Here is a 17,082-nt window from a genome sequence, read left to right as displayed (position 1 = left end):
GTTTCTTATTTTTCAGTAACGCCTTTCCAGCTATCTGTACGAAATGGAATAGCGGGAAGACCTTGTGCATTAAATAGATTGGCGGCGGGGTTGTTGCTCCAAGCATAACGGACAGCAACCGGTTTTGCTATATTCTCGTTGTATACAATGATTTTTCCATTTGCATCAATAAATGCTTTTGCCCATACAAATTTCCGGTCTTCTCCGGCAATGCTGAATCCTTCCAGATAGCCATACTTGTTATGAATAGTCAATTGAGAACCATATGTATTCATGGTAATAACAGCTGTATTTTCTTTAAAACTGACATTCTGGAAAGTAGGACCGCTGTAAACAAGTGAGTCTCTGCCATAATCTTTGTGCAATGCAATTAAGGATAGGCGTCTGCCCACTTCCTGTTTATTTGTAGGGTGTATACTATAAGCGTCGCCGATGTCATATATAGTGGCCTGTCCTGTGTGTGGCAGTTCCAATGTCATAGCTTGAGATTCCCGAAGTTCTGCCCATGAACTTCCGACAGGGGTCGTGTCTTCCGGATACAGGTTGGCTAATTGTACCCAATAGAAAGGTAATTCATACCCCCATCGGGTTCGCCAATCTTTTATCTGTGTTTGAAATAGTGTCCGGTAATCATATCCTGCTCCTACATTATTCTCTCCCTGATACCAGATGACTCCTTTTATACGGAAAGGAGTGAGCGGATGAATCATTGTATTATATAAGGAGGAATGTACCATGTTGGGAGTTATATCCAATACATGGTAATCTGCATTGGCAACTGACATTTGATATTTCCAGTTTCCTGCCAGAGAGTGACGGGTATTGTCAATTTCCAGATAGATGTCCGCTTCCTGTCCCCACATGCCACCACTTCCTCCGTTATCAGTTACTCTGACAGTGATGTTGTTACTACCTTCTTTCAATATGCCGGGAGGTATGGAATAGATTCGTGGAGTATCCCATCCACTGGCATTACCAACTTTTGTTCCATTCACCCATGTGATATCTGCATCGTCGATGGTTCCAAGAGAAAGAGTGGCGGGTCTGCCTGCTTCCGTACAAGTTAAGTTCAGATCATATTTGAACCATACATGTCCGTCTATTAGTGATAAAGGAGTTGTTCCCCATTCACCGGGCACTCTCATTTCTTCCCATGCCACAGTGTTGAATCCGGGAATAAACCACTGGTTGTTAATTCCCGGATCATTTTCCATGGCATCCAGAAAAGCCTGTTTCTGTCCCTTGTTCTGGCGAATATATTCTTCCAGATTATTGACGACTTCCATGTTATATTGCTTTTGAACGTTGGAGGGGAGTGCAGTAAAAGCTTCATCACTAATCCATGTTTCAATATCTGTTCCTCCCCAAGAAGCGTTGATAATCCCAATAGGAATTTGCACTTCTTTATACAGAGCTCTGGCATAATAATAGGCTATTCCCGAAAAAGCTCCGACAGTGGAAGGAGAACATATCTCCCATTGGGCATTAAAATTGTCCTGTGGGCTGTTTTTGATGCTTTTAGGTACTTTTAATGCTCTGATTTCCGGATAATTGGCATTTTGAACTTCTTGCTTTGAATTGGCGGACTGTTCAACAGTCCATTCCATATTAGACTGTCCGCTGCATAGCCAGATGTCTCCAATCAATATATTTTCTATTTTAATACTGTTTTCTTTTCCCTGGACCGTTAGAGAATAAGGACCTCCATAAGGTATAGGAGATAAAATTATTTCCCAAGTGCCGTCTTTCTTACACCGTGTATTCACTTTCTGATCATGAATACTGACCGTCACAGTTTCATACCTGTTTCCCCATCCCCAAATCTTTATGGGCATATCCCGTTGTAACATCATGTTGTCGGTGAAGTATCCGGGCAGTTTGATTTCTGCCCGGATACTTTGAGAGATGAGTAAACAAAATATGACTAAAAAGAAAGTATCATATTTTTTGAATCTATCCATTTTTATACGTTTTTATCGATTAATTGTCTGTTGCAGGGATAAAGAGTACTGCATCTGCTACAACTATTCCATCTGCTTCTTCGTTCGAGATTCTCACATAGTTATCCATTCCCTTTGTAAGTTTATATTGCCCGATAGAGACCCATTCTCCGGAAGTTTGTCCTTCTACAACAATATCCGAAGATCGGATGATCTTTTTATGTAACTCATTTCCATCGTAAATGTCTATGTGCGTTTGTGTAGTAGCATTTTGTACTTTGGGGAAATAAGCATATATTTCATACAGATTGTCTACCGGTATGACCGGAGTATATTGTATGGTTTTAAGATTCTTTCCTTTGGAATCGTCAGAAAAGAAATCGGGACCATAAGCTTTCCATATTTCAGTTTTCCACTCTCCGGTACGTTGAACATGGGACGTATCATGGTTGTCTATCAGGATTTCCGGTTGGCTTTTGTCCGCCAATGGGTTTTCTCTGAATTCTTTCAGGATAGCTTTGGCATCTACTTTCTGTACGCAATTATCATATTTGTCAATAGCCTGACCGGCGGCAATGGCTGCTGATTGTGCTAATACCATGAATACCGGTTCCATGCGGATTGAGCCATATGCGATGTGTGACGTTGACAAACAAACAGGGACCAGCAGATTTTGCACTTCATTTTGTTTGGGAGTGATGGCTCTATATGAAATAGGGTAGGGGCTAAAGCCTCCGATTTCTACATTCCCTTCATTTTTCACCATGCCATTCACGATATGGCGGTCACAGTTATGTGAGTCCATGGTATAGGCGGCCCAGCCTATACCGTCCGTTACAGTTTCCCTGCCTTGGCAGTGATGTTGTGTCATGACCAGTTCACCGATCATCCGTCGGGCTTCACGTACATACAGTTGGTGTGTCCAGTGTCCATTGTCTGTGTATTCATCTTTCGGGTAACCCCATTCCAACATCTGGTTGCGGATTGATTCGGGAATCCGTTCGTCATGTCCCACGAAGTAGAGCAGGCCTTTGGTATAATCTTCATGGAATTTCCAAATTCGTGCCCGTTCTTCATAGTCAGCATCCGGGTAATTCCAATTTTCACCTATTACATCTGTAGAAAAACCTCCGAAGTTATTAATGTCTGTCTTTCCATTAGGCATATCACTCCAAATAAAAACATCTGTATGTTTATTCCATGGATGTAACTCTTTGAGCCGTAGCAATAATTCATAGCGTGAGGGATTGTAATTGTCCGGTTTGGTGATTGGAATCCGATTTTCCGGACGGTTTGTTAATGTTATCCTGAAGTTGTATGCCTGTACTTTTTTGTCACCGGTTCCATTTGAATTGACCGGAGCGGGATTGATACCATAAATTAACCCACTGGTTGAATCACCTTTTATCTTATAGGGGTCTATACCGTCAGGGAATTGATGACGGTCCATTAACTCGACACCATTATATGTTTCTCCATATTGACTGTTCGCTTCTCGTCCCACTATATAGGAAACACCACTTTTTGCCATCAAGTCTCCTTCGTAAGAACAGTCAATAAATACCTTTGCCCGCACTTTTCGATTGGTAGTATGGTTCGGATGTTTACTATCCTCCAATGTAATGGTGGTGATGGAGTTTCTTTGTTTTTCTACATCGGACAATCGGTTTTCATACCAGACTTCAATTCCCGCGCGTTTTATGTAGTCTTTGAAAATGGTTTCGGCCACGCTTGGCTCAAATATCCATTGTTCTAGTTTTCCATAGTGTGTGCCCAACCGGCGATAGAAATCTAGCGCTAATCCTTGCACTACATACTTGTTTCCAATGTCAGTAAATCCTAATCCTCCCGAACTCATGCCGCCTAAATGGCGGCCAGGTTCGATGAGTAAGACACTTTTTCCTGACTGTTGTGCCGTATAGGCTGCGATTACACCTGCCGATGTACCGCCATAGATACAAATATCTACTTCTTTAACTGATTGTGTACGGCAGGAAATCATTGTTGTCAGGATAACTGACAGTAATAATATTATTCTATTTTTCATTTTTACATTAAGTACTTTATAGGTTATTTATTTGAAATCAAAATTCATTACCTTAAAGGACATGGTAGATGAACTGCCTCCGGCAGCTTTTGCATAGATTCCAATCGTACATTCTCCTCCTGTTACATTAATTTGCATGGAATTCTCTTTCCAACCGCCTCCCGGTAATGTCATTTTCTGTTGCGTTTCGTTTCCGTTTTTATCAATCACAATGAAATAAACCCCGTCAGTGGCAGCTGAATTTCCCGGATAACCGGCTGCCTGACAAGATAATATGTAAACTCCATCGGTCAGGTTTGTAAGTTTTTGGGTGACTCTGCCTTCAAATCCGCTTGTTGCGGAGATATTGTTTTTAAGATAGTAAGCTCCTGTGGGGGATCCGGCTGCAATGTATGCGTCAGTAGCCAGTCCGAACAGGCCGCTAGTACCGCTTGTTGTCCAATGTTCCATGCTGTTATTGATGAAAAAGCCGTTTTGTAGTATTGCATTGCCACTTTGTTTCACGATGATTGTTACATTTGGAAAATCTCCATTGGGATGTATCGTTATTGAGGTTCTTCGTTGTGTGACATCATTAGGAGACGCTGTAAGTTTGAAACCATTGGCGGTAATATCGCTTATGCTGCACCAAGTGTCAGTTGGAGGATCCACTGTATAATCTATATTTGTGGCAAGAGTCACATATAGTTCGCCACCGGCTTGTGCGAATGTTTTATTCAATTCCTCGTCTGCTATGGAGAAGTTAGGATCGCCTTGTTCTTGTGTAACTTTGATGATGTAGAAAGGAAACCCTACGGTAGCTACTACTACATCGACACTTCTTGTTGTTGTCAATGCATTTGTATTGACAGAGAAGAAAAAGCCATCTTCCGTTTTTTCTCCGATGGTGCACCATGGCTCGGAAGACATAGGTACATAATTGTCTGTGGAAGTTACGGGTATGAATATTTCGCCACCACTTTTTCCGACAGTTAAATTTTGTGCGCTATCTACTTGGAAAATTTTTCCGGATAGTTCATTGTCTTTATCGCAACTAAATATGATTAATGCGAATGTGACTATCATTGATATTTTCAAATACTGCTTCATATGTAGATATAAATATAGTTATATATTTTATTTAGAAAATGCTCCCAAATAGTTGATTCCCTGAACCGGATTTCCAGCAAAATCAGTATCGGCCATTCCGTCGAACAATATTCCGTCCGTGAAAACTTTGGATTCAGTTGGCCGGAATCTTAGGGCCTGACTGAAACCATTGGCTGAAACGGGTGCATTTATTTTCGGATCATAACGGAGTGGAGATGAATCTATAATAAAGGAACTACCCACATGGAAAAACAGATTGTTTTCAAACGAATACTTCTCCATATTGTGAAGGTCTATTTTTCCCGTACATGGAGTCATTGACACAAAAATATTGTTCCGGTAAGAAATATCATGAGACTTTCCGGCATTAGCCCAGTCGTCAGTAAAAATGATTACTGGAGTTGTCCCATTATCCAACACAATTGTGTTGTTGTAAATGTCTGTTGCTCCCACATTACTTGAAACTGTCATCAGACTGCCACGGTAACTTCCGTCATTCTTGTAGAAAATGTTATTGCGGATAACCGTTCCGCTATGGTCTCCTGTTTTTATATTACACAGAAGAATGCCTCCTCCTTTATTATGATGAACATAATTGTATTGTACTAATGTGTTTTTGCAGGCAATATCCACATCAAGTCCCTGACCATCGGCACTGCCATGAGCCAGCCAAGTGTAGGCGGCTTCGTTGTATTGCATGACGATATTAGTACAGCTATAAGGCCAAAGGCCAGCACTTGCCTGTCCGTTTCGTCCGAGGAAGTTGGCATGGAAACAACGGTTATGATCAATATAAGAGTCGGTGGAGCCCATTAGGATCAAGCCGTCGCCACCGCAGTAGCTGAAATCATTGCCTTGTATCACCACATTTCTGGATGGGTACCAGTTTTGGTCGTCGCTAATATATTCATTATTGCCGTTGCCCGGTTTGTCACGTTGTCCCCATTTCCCCTGAATCAGGATTCCTGTGCGGCATACCTGACGAATAATGTTGTTGGTGATAAAGAGATTTTCATACCAGCTGGCACCTTGTTCTTGGGTTGTAGCATTTTCGATGATGATACCACCGAACTCTTTATTGGAGAAGCGGCTATCCGGTGCTATTTTTTCTACATCGATCGTTTCCGGATCAACATTTTCAAAAGGTATATCACCGGTCCAGTTCACTTCTTCGATGAGGCAGCCTGTAATTTCTACATTGAGGAAAGCTCCGGCACCTTGGATTTGGGTTTGTATGCGAATACCACGTGTTCCGGTCTTGTTGGTTACACGAATATTGCGGAAACGCATATTGTCATCCTGGATCAATACGGCTTGATCGCCTGTTCCGCTGATGGTAGGACGTTCTGTTCCTCCGTAAATGTCCATAATAAATGGCTTGTCGACACTACTGTTCAGATTTTTCAGAACCAGATTTTCTGCAAAGACAGAACCGCTTTTCAGCAGGACTTTCATCTTGGGAATCTTGACCATATATGTAACTTTGGATAACGTTTTGAAAGGAGTTGCCTCGCTTAGGCCGTCATTTGTATCATCGCCTGTATCAGTATCTACATAATAGACAGTATAATCGCTTTCGTCGATGACGGGGATTGAAGGAGGAGTAATTCCCTTGTCGTAAGTCACTTCTATTGATTGATTGGGTTTGTTGTCGATCGGGTCATTGTTCCCTTCACAACTGTAGCAACAGCAGATAAATGCATATAGCCATATATATTTTTTCTTCATATTATTAACTTGATTATGGTGAAAATATTAATTGGTATATCCCGGATTTTGCTTGACCACCCCTTCTGATTCGAGAATGTATTTGGAGGGTATGGCAAAACGTACTTTATGACTTGCCGACTGGCTATTGGGAAACATTGCCTTGGAGTCGGAAACAAATACTCCATGCCGTATTTTATCCTGACGCGACAAACCTTCTGCCATAAACTCATGTAACCGTTCGTTGAGGATGGCTTTATTGAAAGCATCCTTGTCCGACGTTTGTACATCAGTCAGTTCGGGTAAGTTTACGCGGTTGCGAATTTCATCAACGAGGTCGATAGCTTCCTGTGTCGGACCATTGTTGTTCATATTGATACATTCCGCTAATGACAGCATAACATCGGCAAAGCGGTAAACAATCAAATCTACTGAAGCAAATTCACCTCCGGTATAGGTATGGTCATCTACTTTTATGATGGCCGCTGCGTTAGCAAGGAATCCGTGCGTGCGGTCATTTGCTTCATTGGTGATACTGGTATAAGAAGTAACGATGGAGTTTAACCGGTCATCACCACTTTCAAAGGTGTCGTAGAAATCCCAGTTCATGCCGAAGGTAAACCAGCATAGCCTGTCCTCGCGATAGCGTACCGGCCAGAATTGAATGATACTTCGGTTTTGCATTCCATCGGCAAGTCCACATGGAATGGCATGGATGATCTCTTTGTTTTTGACATTATATTTGTTAAAAATTTCTCTGTATTTACCTTTTTCCATCAAATCATACGTGGTTCCGCGATAACTGTACAGTTCTCTTGCTATTTTTTCGGCTTCTGTATAATTTTTATCTATCATGTAGAATTTGAGTTTCAACATCAGTGCCAGTCCTTTGGACACTCGTCCCCAATCGTCATCTTGTCTGATGGGCAGTTCGGTGATGGCATCATCCAGATATTTGTGCATGATGGCGGTGTATTCGGTATCGCTCAAACGAGGGATAAATATTTTTTCATTCGGATTAGCCAGTGCTTCTTCTGTGACCAATGGTACAGGGCCGAATAAGTCATAGAGAATGAAACCAATCCAAGCGTAAATACATTTTGCTTCAGCTATGGCTTTTGCTTTAAGCTTGTCGGTGATAGGGGCAGCTTCTATGCGTTTGATAGTTTCCAATACAGAAGTAAGTTTGTTATATTGCGAGTACATCCCTTCGGCAAAATCCTTGGCATACCCTGCGGGAGCATTTTCTTCCCAACGATGTTCCTGATATTGCGGATAACCTGTGGCAGTGGTCCAACGGCTAGCCAATGTACCAGAGGTGAAGTCAGACACTACCTGATAGCTATATTGGTCGACTCCGTAGAAACTGCCGTATCCCATTCGGAATGGACCGTAGTACAACCCTGCAAGTGCTTTGTTCACATCGTCTTCATTGCGGAAAAAGTTTTCAGGATAGATTTCATTGTATGATTCCCTTTCGAGTGTGCAAGCCTCCATTGAAAGGATTATTGACGCAATTGCTATTATGAATTGTATTTTTGTTTTCATGATGATAAGGGTTAAAATTTAATATCCACACCAACAGTGAAAGAACTGGTACTCGGATACGTGTACACATCGTATTCTGGATCATATCCTTTGTAAGGGGTGAGTGTCAGAATATTTTTCATAGATGCATAGAAACGCACAGACTGCAGGACCTTCTTGGTAATACTCTTGGGAAGTGTGTATCCTAACGTGATATTGTCCAGACGGATAAACCATGCCTTTTCCATAAAGTAATCGGCATATCCAAAACTTGACGAAGTATTCTGTGTGAAAGCCGGAATGGTAGACGTAGTATTATTGAAAGTGAATCGATCGTTGAAATAAGGAGAGGTGTTGGTGCCTTCATAAGGGCCATAAGCGATGTTCACCAGATAATCAGTGTTTTTATAATGATTAAACTTACCATACATATGGATGCTCAAGTCGAAATTCTTGTAGGAGAACGTGTTCGTCCAACTGACCGGTATCGGTGTCTTATTATGAATAACGACCAGGTCGGCATTATCGATCTTTCCGTCCGGTTCGCCCAAATACATCGGACGACCATCGGCGTCTCTCATTATACTACCATCTGCATCGTATAAATAGCCATTAATGTCCTTGATTTTAATAGTGCCGGGAAGGGCACCGGGCATATGAGGAACTGTTTCTCCGGGCATGATTAACCCGTCTGAAAGATAGCTCCAGACGTCGTTCCAGTCAATGTTACGGGCCGGAGTATTAATATCGAGTACCTCAGACGGATCTCGTTTGGAGGTAAAGTCACGATAATAAGTCAATGTGAACTGGCTGCGCCAATTGAATCCGGATTTGGTGACTACGGTTCCATAAAGTGAGAGGTCAACTCCTCGTGTGTTGTCTATTCGCTGAGTATTGTAATTTAATGTGTTGATTTCGTGATACGACATCAGGTTCTTTGTACCGATACGGTCTCTGATTTTTCGTTCGTAAACATCAATGGTACCGCCAAACTTATTATTGAAGAATCCGAAATCCAAACCGATATTGATGTCTTGCTGTGATTCCCAGGATAAATCTGGGTTGCCAAGTACGGCGAGTGCTACACCACTTGTCAATTTGTTATTGAAATAATAATCTTTTCCGGGAGTATAATAAGTACGAGTGCCGGTCAGACTTCCGGCATATCCGGTGATACCTGCTCCAAATCGGAGTTTTAAATTTGACAGCCATTCGATTGGTTTCATAAATGATTCTTCGTTCATACGCCATGCAACAGATATACCACCAAAATTACCCCATTGTTTATTGGCTGCAAAGTTGGACGACCCGTCTCTACGAAAATTGGCGGTCAGCAGGTAACGATCTTTATAGGTATAATTCAGACGTGCGATAAAAGAAGCGTTCTGGTCTGTAGTTTTTGAAGATGACGCAATAGGCTTTTCGTATGTACCAAGATCGAGGTTATGCCATTTCACTCCATCGTATGGAAATCCGCGATTTTCACCACTCAGGCTTTCCGATACCACTTTCTGATACTCCCAGCCCGCCATCAATGTTAAAGCGTGGTCGTTGGCAAATGTCTTGTTGTAAGTGGCGGTCATATTGATGTAGTAGTTCGACAAATTGTTTTCGTTGATTTTGGCGATTCCTCCATTGGCGTTGATCCCTTCTTGAGTAGTCATAGGGAAATATGCACCGGTACTGGCAAATTTCCGGTCATATCCTACGGTTGTTTTTACTACTAAACCTTTTGCTGGCATAATATCCAAGAAAGCGGAGGTCAGAAGGTTATCTTTCTGGGTTAGCATGGTGGCGTCCAGAATAGATGCGGGATTTTGGGCCAAACCATAGATGCGTCCAAGAGCGTAATTACCATTTTCATCTCGTATCGGAATCGTAGGATCATATTTGCGTACTGCCATGAAAAGGGTTGTTGATCCTGACTTTCCGGATATGGGCACATCATTCGACTTTATATGTGAGTAAGAGACTGTTATCCCTCCTTTGAAATACTTGCTGAATGTCTGGTCGAGGTTGATGCGGCCTGATGTCCGGTTGTAATCGTTATTCTTGACAATTCCGTCATTACCCATATATCCCAATGAAATGAGATAGTTGGATTTTTTACCGCTGCCACTGACTGAAAGATTGTAATCCTGTATCTGTCCGTTTCTTGTCACAGCATCATACCAGTCTGTTCCTCCTGTGAAATTCTGAATCTCGTCCCAGCTGTAATTCCATGCCTTTCCGGCAGCTTCGTAACGGCGGCGCATCTCGTTAATGTCTTCGGAAGGCGGAAGAGTTCCCCACGGATAATATCCGCTGGATTGCATCCACCGTTCAAGTTGAGAGTCATTGGAAGCGATCATGTATTCTTTGGGGTTCATTACTTCCGGTTTTTCTGCGATCCACTGGCCTGTATAGGAAGCTTTGAAGGAAACATTCACTTTCTCGTCTGTCGATCCGCGCTTGGTTGTGATTAGAATGACACCTCCGGCTGCACGGGAACCGTAGATTGAGGTAGCGCTGGCATCTTTCAAGACTTGAATATCCAGAATATCGTCCGGGTTAATATTATCGAGTACACTTTCCTTGTCACCTTTCCCGAAATTAAGCCCCGGATCAGGCTCCCACATCGTACTGACTGGTACACCATCTACTACAATTAATGGTGAGGCACCGGCGGCCGCACCGCGGATTTGCATCCAAACAGCGGCGCCCGGCTGACTGCTGGTTTGCGTGAAAGACATACCTGCTACTTGTCCTTTTAGTGCTTGTCCCAAAGTGGTGGAACCTATTTGAGGCATTTCTTCCCCTTTGATGGAAGAGATAGAACCTGTTAAGTCTCTTCTTCTTTGGGCACCATATCCGATGACTATTACTTCATCGAGTGTTTGAGTGTCAGGAATCATATTGACTTTCAGATTTGTCTGGTCTTTTATTTTCTGCTCTTGAGTGAGATACCCTAAATACGAGAATATTAGTGCGGTATTAGGGTCTGCATCAATGGTGAACTTACCGTCAATATCTGTAGTCGTACCTTTAGATACACCTTTAACCTGTATTGATACCCCGATGAGAGGTTCATTGTTCTCATCTACTACAACGCCTGTCAATTTTTTACCTTTTTCTTGCTTCATGGGGATAATGGCAAAGGTGTTTCCACTCTTTTTGAAGGTTAAGGACATTGGAGGCAATACCTTATTCAGAAAGGTTTCAATCGGCATTTGATTGACTGTAATAGTCACTTTCTTTTCTTTTGTCAGGTTTACATCCCGATATGTGAAACGATAAATTGTCTTATTTTCTATTTGGTCTAATACCTCTTGAAGACTTGCATTCTTGACCGATAGAGTGATCTCTTTGTTTTGAGCGCATAAATTCACCGGATGAATGACTAAAATGAAAAGAATACTAAACAAGATTAGATAATTATTGCTACATTTGTAGCGATAACTTTTCTTAAGATAAAAATTATCCATCATATTAAATATTAAGGTTGATACTAAAAACTATTTGCAAGTTTGTATTGACTATGGAACCGGAGGGTCTGCCAACCTTTCGGTTCCAATTTTGTTAGGGTGCTCTCTCTTTCATATCTGTTTTTTTTAAGTGATTACTTCATTCTTATCAGGATTTTACCATTTTTCTCTGTGTAGGTAAATTGATAGTGCATTTGTAAGAGTCGCAATACTCCATGAATATATTCTTCTTTAAAGCTACCGGTAAAGAGGTCGGTATTATATTTGTCTCCGGTTATCTGAATTTCGACTCCATAGCGTTTTTTCAACTTTTCTATGATATCAGAGAATTTGGCAGAGCGGAAAACTAGTTCTCCCCGTGTCCAGGCTGTTTCGAAGTGCCCGGTAGTTTGCCGGGAGGATAGCTGGTGATTCTTCTTTGAATAAATAACTTTCTGACTAGGTTTCATAATGATAGGATGCTGACTGTTATTTTTGGTAGTCAGTTTTACTGCTCCTTCTATCAAGGTTGTTTCTACTTCGTCCTGATCCGGATATGAGTTGACATTGAACTTTGTACCCAATACTTCAATTTCCACATCATCAGTATGTACATGGAAAGGTTTTTCTGCATCTTTAGCTACTTCCAGATAGGCTTCTCCCGTCAGGTATATATCTCTTTGGTATAATCCGAAGTCGCTGGGATAGGAAAGGGAGGTGGCTGCATTCAGATATACTTTCGTACCGTCAGGGAGAGTGATTGCTGCTTTTTCTCCGCTTTCTACTTGGATGGCTAGCTGTTGATCGATAAATTTATTCAGTTTATCGTTGGTTATATATAAGTGGATTTGTATACCTATAAGTAAAGGGATTGCAATGACTGCCGCCACTTTTGCTATAAATAATAAGGTATGCCTCATGGATGATTGGGATTTAATGGAAAGTTTTCTTGCTATTTGCTCAAATGCTACAGGTGAGGTAGCTTTTGTTTCATATTGCTCCCATACGTCGGACATTGCCTGCTTTAATTCTTCATCTGATAACTCTGTAACAGAATTTTTCAGTACCTTTCGTTCATCCGGAGTGATATTCTCATTGATGAACTTATTTAATAGATTATTTATATGCTTTTCCATGTAATGACTTTGTTGTTCTATAAGTTAATACGGGAGGAACTAAAAAGTCTACTATGGGAAAGTGTTTTTTTTCGGTATTATTCAAAAAAAATGGTGAAAAGAAGAAGAAAAGCACTGCCCACTTCTTTTCTTAGAATGCGGATTGCAGCTGAAAGTTGGTTGTAAATGGTCTGTTCACTGATATTTAGCTTCTCGGATATTTGTGGGGAAGTCATTCCCATCTCTTTGCTTAATTCAAAAATTTCTTTTTGACGACTCGTCAGTTTTTCTTTTGCTTTATTCAGCCGTTCTACAAACAGATCATAGTCTAGTTTCTGTTCGACTGAAAAAGGATTGCTGATTGGTAGGTTGTCGGAATAATCCAGATAACTTTCAAAGATGGGATTGTTGAGACGTTTGCGGAACTCGTCTATAATTAGATTATGGGAAATTTTAAATAAATAAGATTTGAAAGATTGGGTGGGATCAATGCTTTCCCGGTTAGTCCATATTTTGATAAAAGTATCCTGAACAATGTCTTTGGATAACTCGTGAGAACGGGTCAATCCGAAAACAAATCCGTATAAATTACCGGCATACCTATTATATATAACTTTGAAGTCATTATAAGAGCCACACCGTAATCCTTCTATGTGCTTTTCAATCTTCATATCGATTACATTCCGTATTTTTAGAGACAAAGTTACTGAAATATTTCATAGAAATCTCTATCTTTGTTACTCGTTTTTTTGAGTTTGAATTTTAATTGGATATACAACCATGAAAATAGGAGATAAAGTACGCTTTCTTAGTGAGGTAGGCGGTGGAATCGTCACTGGATTCCAAGGAAAGGATTTTGTGTTGGTGGAAGATGCAGATGGATTTGATATTCCGATGCCGATACGTGAGTGTGTCGTGATTGAAACGGATGACTATAATTTGAAGCGTAAACCGACTTCTTCTGCTCCAAAACAAGAGGGAACTGCTAAACCGGTAAAACCGGAGATGCCCGTCATTCAACGCCAGCCGGAAGTGAAGGGAGGAGATACGCTGAATGTATTTCTGGCTTATGTGCCTGAAGATGCAAAGGCTATGATGACTACTCCTTTCGAGACTTATTTGGTAAATGATAGCAATTATTATTTGTATTACACTTATTTGAGTGCAGAAGGAAAAGCCTGGAAGAACCGTTCGCACGGGTTGGTGGAACCCAATACCAAATTGTTGCTGGAGGAGTTCACAAAAGATGTACTGAATGATATGGAGCGGGTGGCCGTTCAGTTGATCGCTTTCAAGGACGGTAAGCCTGCAGCTATCAAACCGGCTGTCAGTGTGGAAATACGGATTGATACCGTGAAGTTCTATAAACTTCATACCTTTAGCGATTCTGATTTCTTCGAAGAACCGGCGTTGATTTATGACATTGTGAAAGATGATATGCCTACTAAACAAGTATATGTTTCGGCAGAAGAACTTCAAGAGGCTTTGCTGCAGAAGAAGTCTGTAGATAAACCCAGATCACAACCTATTGTGAAACCGAACCATGCTCATGGTGGAAAGAGTGAGATTGTCGAAATAGATCTTCATATCGACTCTTTACTAGATGATACTCAAGGAATGGGTAATGCTGAAATACTGAACTATCAATTGGATAAATTTCGCGAAGTGATGGAGGTTTATAAGAACAAGCGTGAGCAGAAGATTGTCTTTATTCACGGCAAAGGAGATGGTGTGCTTCGGAAAGCCGTTCTTGATGAATTGAAGCGCAAATATAGTAATTGCCGTTATCAGGATGCTTCTTTCCAGGAATATGGGTTTGGAGCTACGATGGTGACTATTAAATAATAGAATAAAAAAAGTGGAAGCCCAAACTGGCTTCCACCCTCTCTCTCTTTTGCATATTACTCATTTTACTTATTCAGTTCAATACCTTTATTCTGTAAAGTGATGTTCATCAATGCAGCATACTTGGCATACTGTTCAGCACTAAGAGTCTTTCTCATCAGCTTCAAGTTACCATAAACAGCGTTACGCAATTTAGCTTCTTTATCTTTCTTTGCTGTTGTGGCTCTTGACATCTGTTCGGAGAAATAATCGCAGATGTTTGCAACCTCTTCACTCTGAACTGAATTCAAGTTCAAATATTTACCTAATTTACTAACATTGATGTTACCTTCCCATTTTGCAGTTGTAGGTTGATTTCCGGCTGCAAATGTTATAGCAGCAAGGCAGAGCGCTGCCACTAATGTTAATCCTAAACGTTTCATAATACCTACTTTTTTAATTGTTATAGCTAAAAACTATTCCTAAAAACAAATCTAATACCTATTGAAAATTAGTCTAAGCGCTTAGTTTTTTCTTTTTACCTATGCAAATATAAGAATATGTTTTATAGCATAAAAATAAAGAAAAGGAAAAGATTCTATTTAGCCTCATTTCTTGATGTAAGTCAAGAGATGATATGCTTTTTGATACAAAAACGGTTCTTTATGAAACATATTTGTAATACGTGTGCGAAAACGATAGTGGAAATAATCTGCTTTTTAGGATTTATTCCTGTTAAAATGATATTGAGCAAAGGAACGTGACTAGGAAAGGAACACTGAAATCAACAACAAAACCATGGAAAATGGAAATGATTACAAATTCTTTTCCCGAATATCGGGTAATAATAGGAAGAGTGGTATCCATTGTAGTGGCTCCACCAACAGAAATAGGGGCTAGCTTTCCGAAATACTTCACTAATAATGGCGCACACAGCAAAGCGATGATTTCACGCATGATATTGGAAAGTAATGCAATAGTTCCCAATTCGGGCCCCTTGTATTCAGTAATGAAAATGCTGGAAAGTGAATAATAGCCAAATCCGGCTCCGACTGCCATACAGTCTAAAGGGCCTCGTTGGCTCATAAAGGCTCCTGCTACGGCGCAGCCTGCTAATGTGCCAATGATCGTCATGATGGGAAGGAATACAAGCCGCGGATTCAGGGAGCGAAAACTCTTCAGGGTATTCGGATCGTTACCAATACTGATACCTACGCAGAACATGAGTCCGCAGAGGGCATAGTAACTGAGCTTGCTGTCGGTGAAGTCGTATGGAATGAGATGATAAACTCCACAAAGAGTACCGATAATGAAGAAAGAGACGATAATCAAACTACCTTTCATGCTTTTGTCTCCTTTCCTCTATTCCATCTATATAATAGATACCATAATCCCCAGGCACATAACGTACTTCCTGCAACGGCAGCTACAGTGATGATAATAGCTTCCAGTCCGAGAGTATGCAAACCTTTGATAATAGATTCGTTACCTCCTACATCTATTCCGAGAAGAAAGAGGAGAATCCATATAAGAAGAGTAATTATCTTGTGTATCCATGATAGTCTTTTACTGCGTAACAAGTAGCCAAGAAGCATCCCTGTCAGCATAATTCCAATAATGATAAACATAGTTAGTGCCTGCTTTTTGGCTGCAAAGATAGTATTAAATGTATATCCCGACTAATCTCCTCCACGATTTCTTTCGTAGCCATTGACAAACATTCGGTCATATCATCCAGGCAAGCGGCATTGGCGGACGGTGAATCTTCGAATCTTTGCGCTTTTGTAGTTTGCTGATATTCTGTAGAGTAAGTTTTGTCAAGCAGACAATCTTCCTTTTGAGTGAGGCGGATAGAAATGGCAAGACTGGAAGTTGCCGGGCGAATTTTGTTATTGACAACCTCCAACATTTCTCCCTCAAACCAAGGGATGCTTGACTGGTTGAGTTTGATTCTGCCATACGTCTCATTCTTTCTGATTTTTACTTCCAGCCGATAGGCGGAATCGGGAATTATTTTCCCTTTCTGATTATCTATCAGATGGTAGCAGGTGCTACTGTTACATTCGGTAAGCAGTGCCTCCGTCAGAAATTCCCGATAGAGTTGGGTGAGCGAAGACTCTCCTAACCGGAGATGGAAAAGCTCACCTTCGTAGTTATATAACAGTAACGGTATATACGCAGACTTTTTTCGTTTCACGCTCGTGTAATAATCCATGTTGGAATAGTCGATGAAGTCCAGATATACGGTTTGGTCTGCTTTCTCCTGATAGATAGGAGAAGTGAGCTCGTAATACAAGCTGGATTTTAAGGCTTGTATCTCTCTTAGCATACTCCGGCTGCTTCGGCAGGAACAGAACAGTGGGAGTAAGACAAATATGCATAATATACGA

13 protein-coding genes are annotated in these 17,082 nt (G+C 41.0%); 1 reads left to right on the top strand and 12 read right to left on the bottom strand.

What is annotated here, in order from left to right; translation table 11 throughout:
* Positions 1-5: 5 nt before the first annotated feature.
* The 8 genes from AB3G73_RS11795 to AB3G73_RS11760 form a co-directional block, all read right to left on the bottom strand.
* Entirely contained in the window at positions 6-1,961 is a 1,956-nt protein-coding gene (locus AB3G73_RS11795; RefSeq protein WP_367745003.1) for a sialate O-acetylesterase, read from the bottom strand.
* 19 nt (positions 1,962-1,980) lie between these two features.
* Positions 1,981-3,987 carry an FAD-dependent oxidoreductase gene (locus tag AB3G73_RS11790; protein WP_195649146.1) on the bottom strand — a complete coding sequence of 669 codons (2,007 nt, stop codon included), beginning with the start codon at positions 3,985-3,987 and terminating at the stop codon, positions 1,981-1,983.
* A 27-nt stretch (positions 3,988-4,014) separates the two neighbouring features.
* Entirely contained in the window at positions 4,015-5,076 is a 1,062-nt protein-coding gene (locus AB3G73_RS11785) for a BACON domain-containing carbohydrate-binding protein (RefSeq protein ID WP_367745001.1), read from the bottom strand.
* 27 nt (positions 5,077-5,103) lie between these two features.
* Complete coding sequence (locus tag AB3G73_RS11780) at positions 5,104-6,804, bottom strand: right-handed parallel beta-helix repeat-containing protein (protein ID WP_320980333.1); 1,701 nt, start codon at positions 6,802-6,804, stop codon at positions 5,104-5,106.
* 27 nt (positions 6,805-6,831) lie between these two features.
* Positions 6,832-8,331, bottom strand: coding sequence for a RagB/SusD family nutrient uptake outer membrane protein (locus AB3G73_RS11775; protein WP_367744996.1), 1,500 nt, complete (start codon positions 8,329-8,331; stop codon positions 6,832-6,834).
* A gap of 11 nt (positions 8,332-8,342) precedes the next feature.
* A complete protein-coding gene (locus AB3G73_RS11770) occupies positions 8,343-11,777 on the bottom strand; it encodes a TonB-dependent receptor (protein ID WP_217721258.1) in 3,435 nt (1,144 codons plus the stop codon).
* Positions 11,778-11,908: 131 nt separating this feature from the next.
* Positions 11,909-12,889, bottom strand: coding sequence for a FecR family protein (locus AB3G73_RS11765; RefSeq protein WP_195649141.1), 981 nt, complete (start codon positions 12,887-12,889; stop codon positions 11,909-11,911).
* A gap of 77 nt (positions 12,890-12,966) precedes the next feature.
* Positions 12,967-13,539 (bottom strand): RNA polymerase sigma factor, encoded by a 573-nt coding sequence (locus AB3G73_RS11760; RefSeq protein ID WP_195649140.1) that lies wholly within the window; start codon positions 13,537-13,539, stop codon positions 12,967-12,969.
* Positions 13,540-13,648: 109 nt separating this feature from the next.
* Between AB3G73_RS11760 and AB3G73_RS11755 the strand changes: the two genes are divergently transcribed.
* Positions 13,649-14,713 carry a DUF2027 domain-containing protein gene (locus tag AB3G73_RS11755; protein ID WP_195649139.1) on the top strand — a complete coding sequence of 355 codons (1,065 nt, stop codon included), beginning with the start codon at positions 13,649-13,651 and terminating at the stop codon, positions 14,711-14,713.
* Between the two features lie 65 nt (positions 14,714-14,778).
* Here the strand turns inward: AB3G73_RS11755 and AB3G73_RS11750 are convergent, their stop codons facing one another.
* From AB3G73_RS11750 to AB3G73_RS11735, 4 genes are all read right to left on the bottom strand, one after another.
* Positions 14,779-15,135: a hypothetical protein gene (locus AB3G73_RS11750; protein WP_367744991.1), complete on the bottom strand. Its 357-nt coding sequence runs from the start codon at positions 15,133-15,135 to the stop codon at positions 14,779-14,781.
* A gap of 292 nt (positions 15,136-15,427) precedes the next feature.
* Positions 15,428-16,036 carry a lysine exporter LysO family protein gene (locus AB3G73_RS11745; RefSeq protein WP_004326224.1) on the bottom strand — a complete coding sequence of 203 codons (609 nt, stop codon included), beginning with the start codon at positions 16,034-16,036 and terminating at the stop codon, positions 15,428-15,430.
* Complete coding sequence (locus AB3G73_RS11740) at positions 16,033-16,320, bottom strand: LysO family transporter (RefSeq protein ID WP_008650120.1); 288 nt, start codon at positions 16,318-16,320, stop codon at positions 16,033-16,035. Before AB3G73_RS11740 ends, AB3G73_RS11745 begins: the two co-directional genes overlap by 4 nt.
* A 2-nt stretch (positions 16,321-16,322) precedes the next feature.
* Positions 16,323-17,021, bottom strand: coding sequence for a hypothetical protein (locus AB3G73_RS11735; RefSeq protein WP_234132427.1), 699 nt, complete (start codon positions 17,019-17,021; stop codon positions 16,323-16,325).
* Positions 17,022-17,082: the final 61 nt, after the last annotated feature.

The sequence above is a fragment of the Bacteroides sp. L008 genome, from assembly GCF_040812255.1.
Lineage (GTDB): Bacteria > Bacteroidota > Bacteroidia > Bacteroidales > Bacteroidaceae > Bacteroides > Bacteroides vicugnae.
The sequence above is the reverse complement of the archived record's forward strand: the minus strand, read 5'-3'. Positions and strand labels throughout refer to the sequence as shown.

Bases quoted from the DNA above. Each gene is read 5' to 3' on its own strand.
- AB3G73_RS11740 (WP_008650120.1), bottom strand. From the start codon at position 16,320: ATGTTTATCATTATTGGAATTATGCTGACAGGGATGCTTCTTGGCTAC.
- AB3G73_RS11790 (WP_195649146.1), bottom strand. From the start codon at position 3,987: ATGAAAAATAGAATAATATTATTACTGTCAGTTATCCTGACAACAATG.
- AB3G73_RS11760 (WP_195649140.1), bottom strand. From the start codon at position 13,539: ATGAAGATTGAAAAGCACATAGAAGGATTACGGTGTGGCTCTTATAAT.
- AB3G73_RS11775 (WP_367744996.1), bottom strand. From the start codon at position 8,331: ATGAAAACAAAAATACAATTCATAATAGCAATTGCGTCAATAATCCTT.
- AB3G73_RS11765 (WP_195649141.1), bottom strand. From the start codon at position 12,889: ATGGAAAAGCATATAAATAATCTATTAAATAAGTTCATCAATGAGAAT.
- AB3G73_RS11745 (WP_004326224.1), bottom strand. From the start codon at position 16,036: ATGAAAGGTAGTTTGATTATCGTCTCTTTCTTCATTATCGGTACTCTT.
- AB3G73_RS11795 (WP_367745003.1), bottom strand. From the start codon at position 1,961: ATGGATAGATTCAAAAAATATGATACTTTCTTTTTAGTCATATTTTGT.
- AB3G73_RS11770 (WP_217721258.1), bottom strand. From the start codon at position 11,777: ATGATGGATAATTTTTATCTTAAGAAAAGTTATCGCTACAAATGTAGC.
- AB3G73_RS11785 (WP_367745001.1), bottom strand. From the start codon at position 5,076: ATGAAGCAGTATTTGAAAATATCAATGATAGTCACATTCGCATTAATC.
- AB3G73_RS11735 (WP_234132427.1), bottom strand. From the start codon at position 17,021: ATGCTAAGAGAGATACAAGCCTTAAAATCCAGCTTGTATTACGAGCTC.
- AB3G73_RS11780 (WP_320980333.1), bottom strand. From the start codon at position 6,804: ATGAAGAAAAAATATATATGGCTATATGCATTTATCTGCTGTTGCTAC.
- AB3G73_RS11750 (WP_367744991.1), bottom strand. From the start codon at position 15,135: ATGAAACGTTTAGGATTAACATTAGTGGCAGCGCTCTGCCTTGCTGCT.
- AB3G73_RS11755 (WP_195649139.1), top strand. From the start codon at position 13,649: ATGAAAATAGGAGATAAAGTACGCTTTCTTAGTGAGGTAGGCGGTGGA.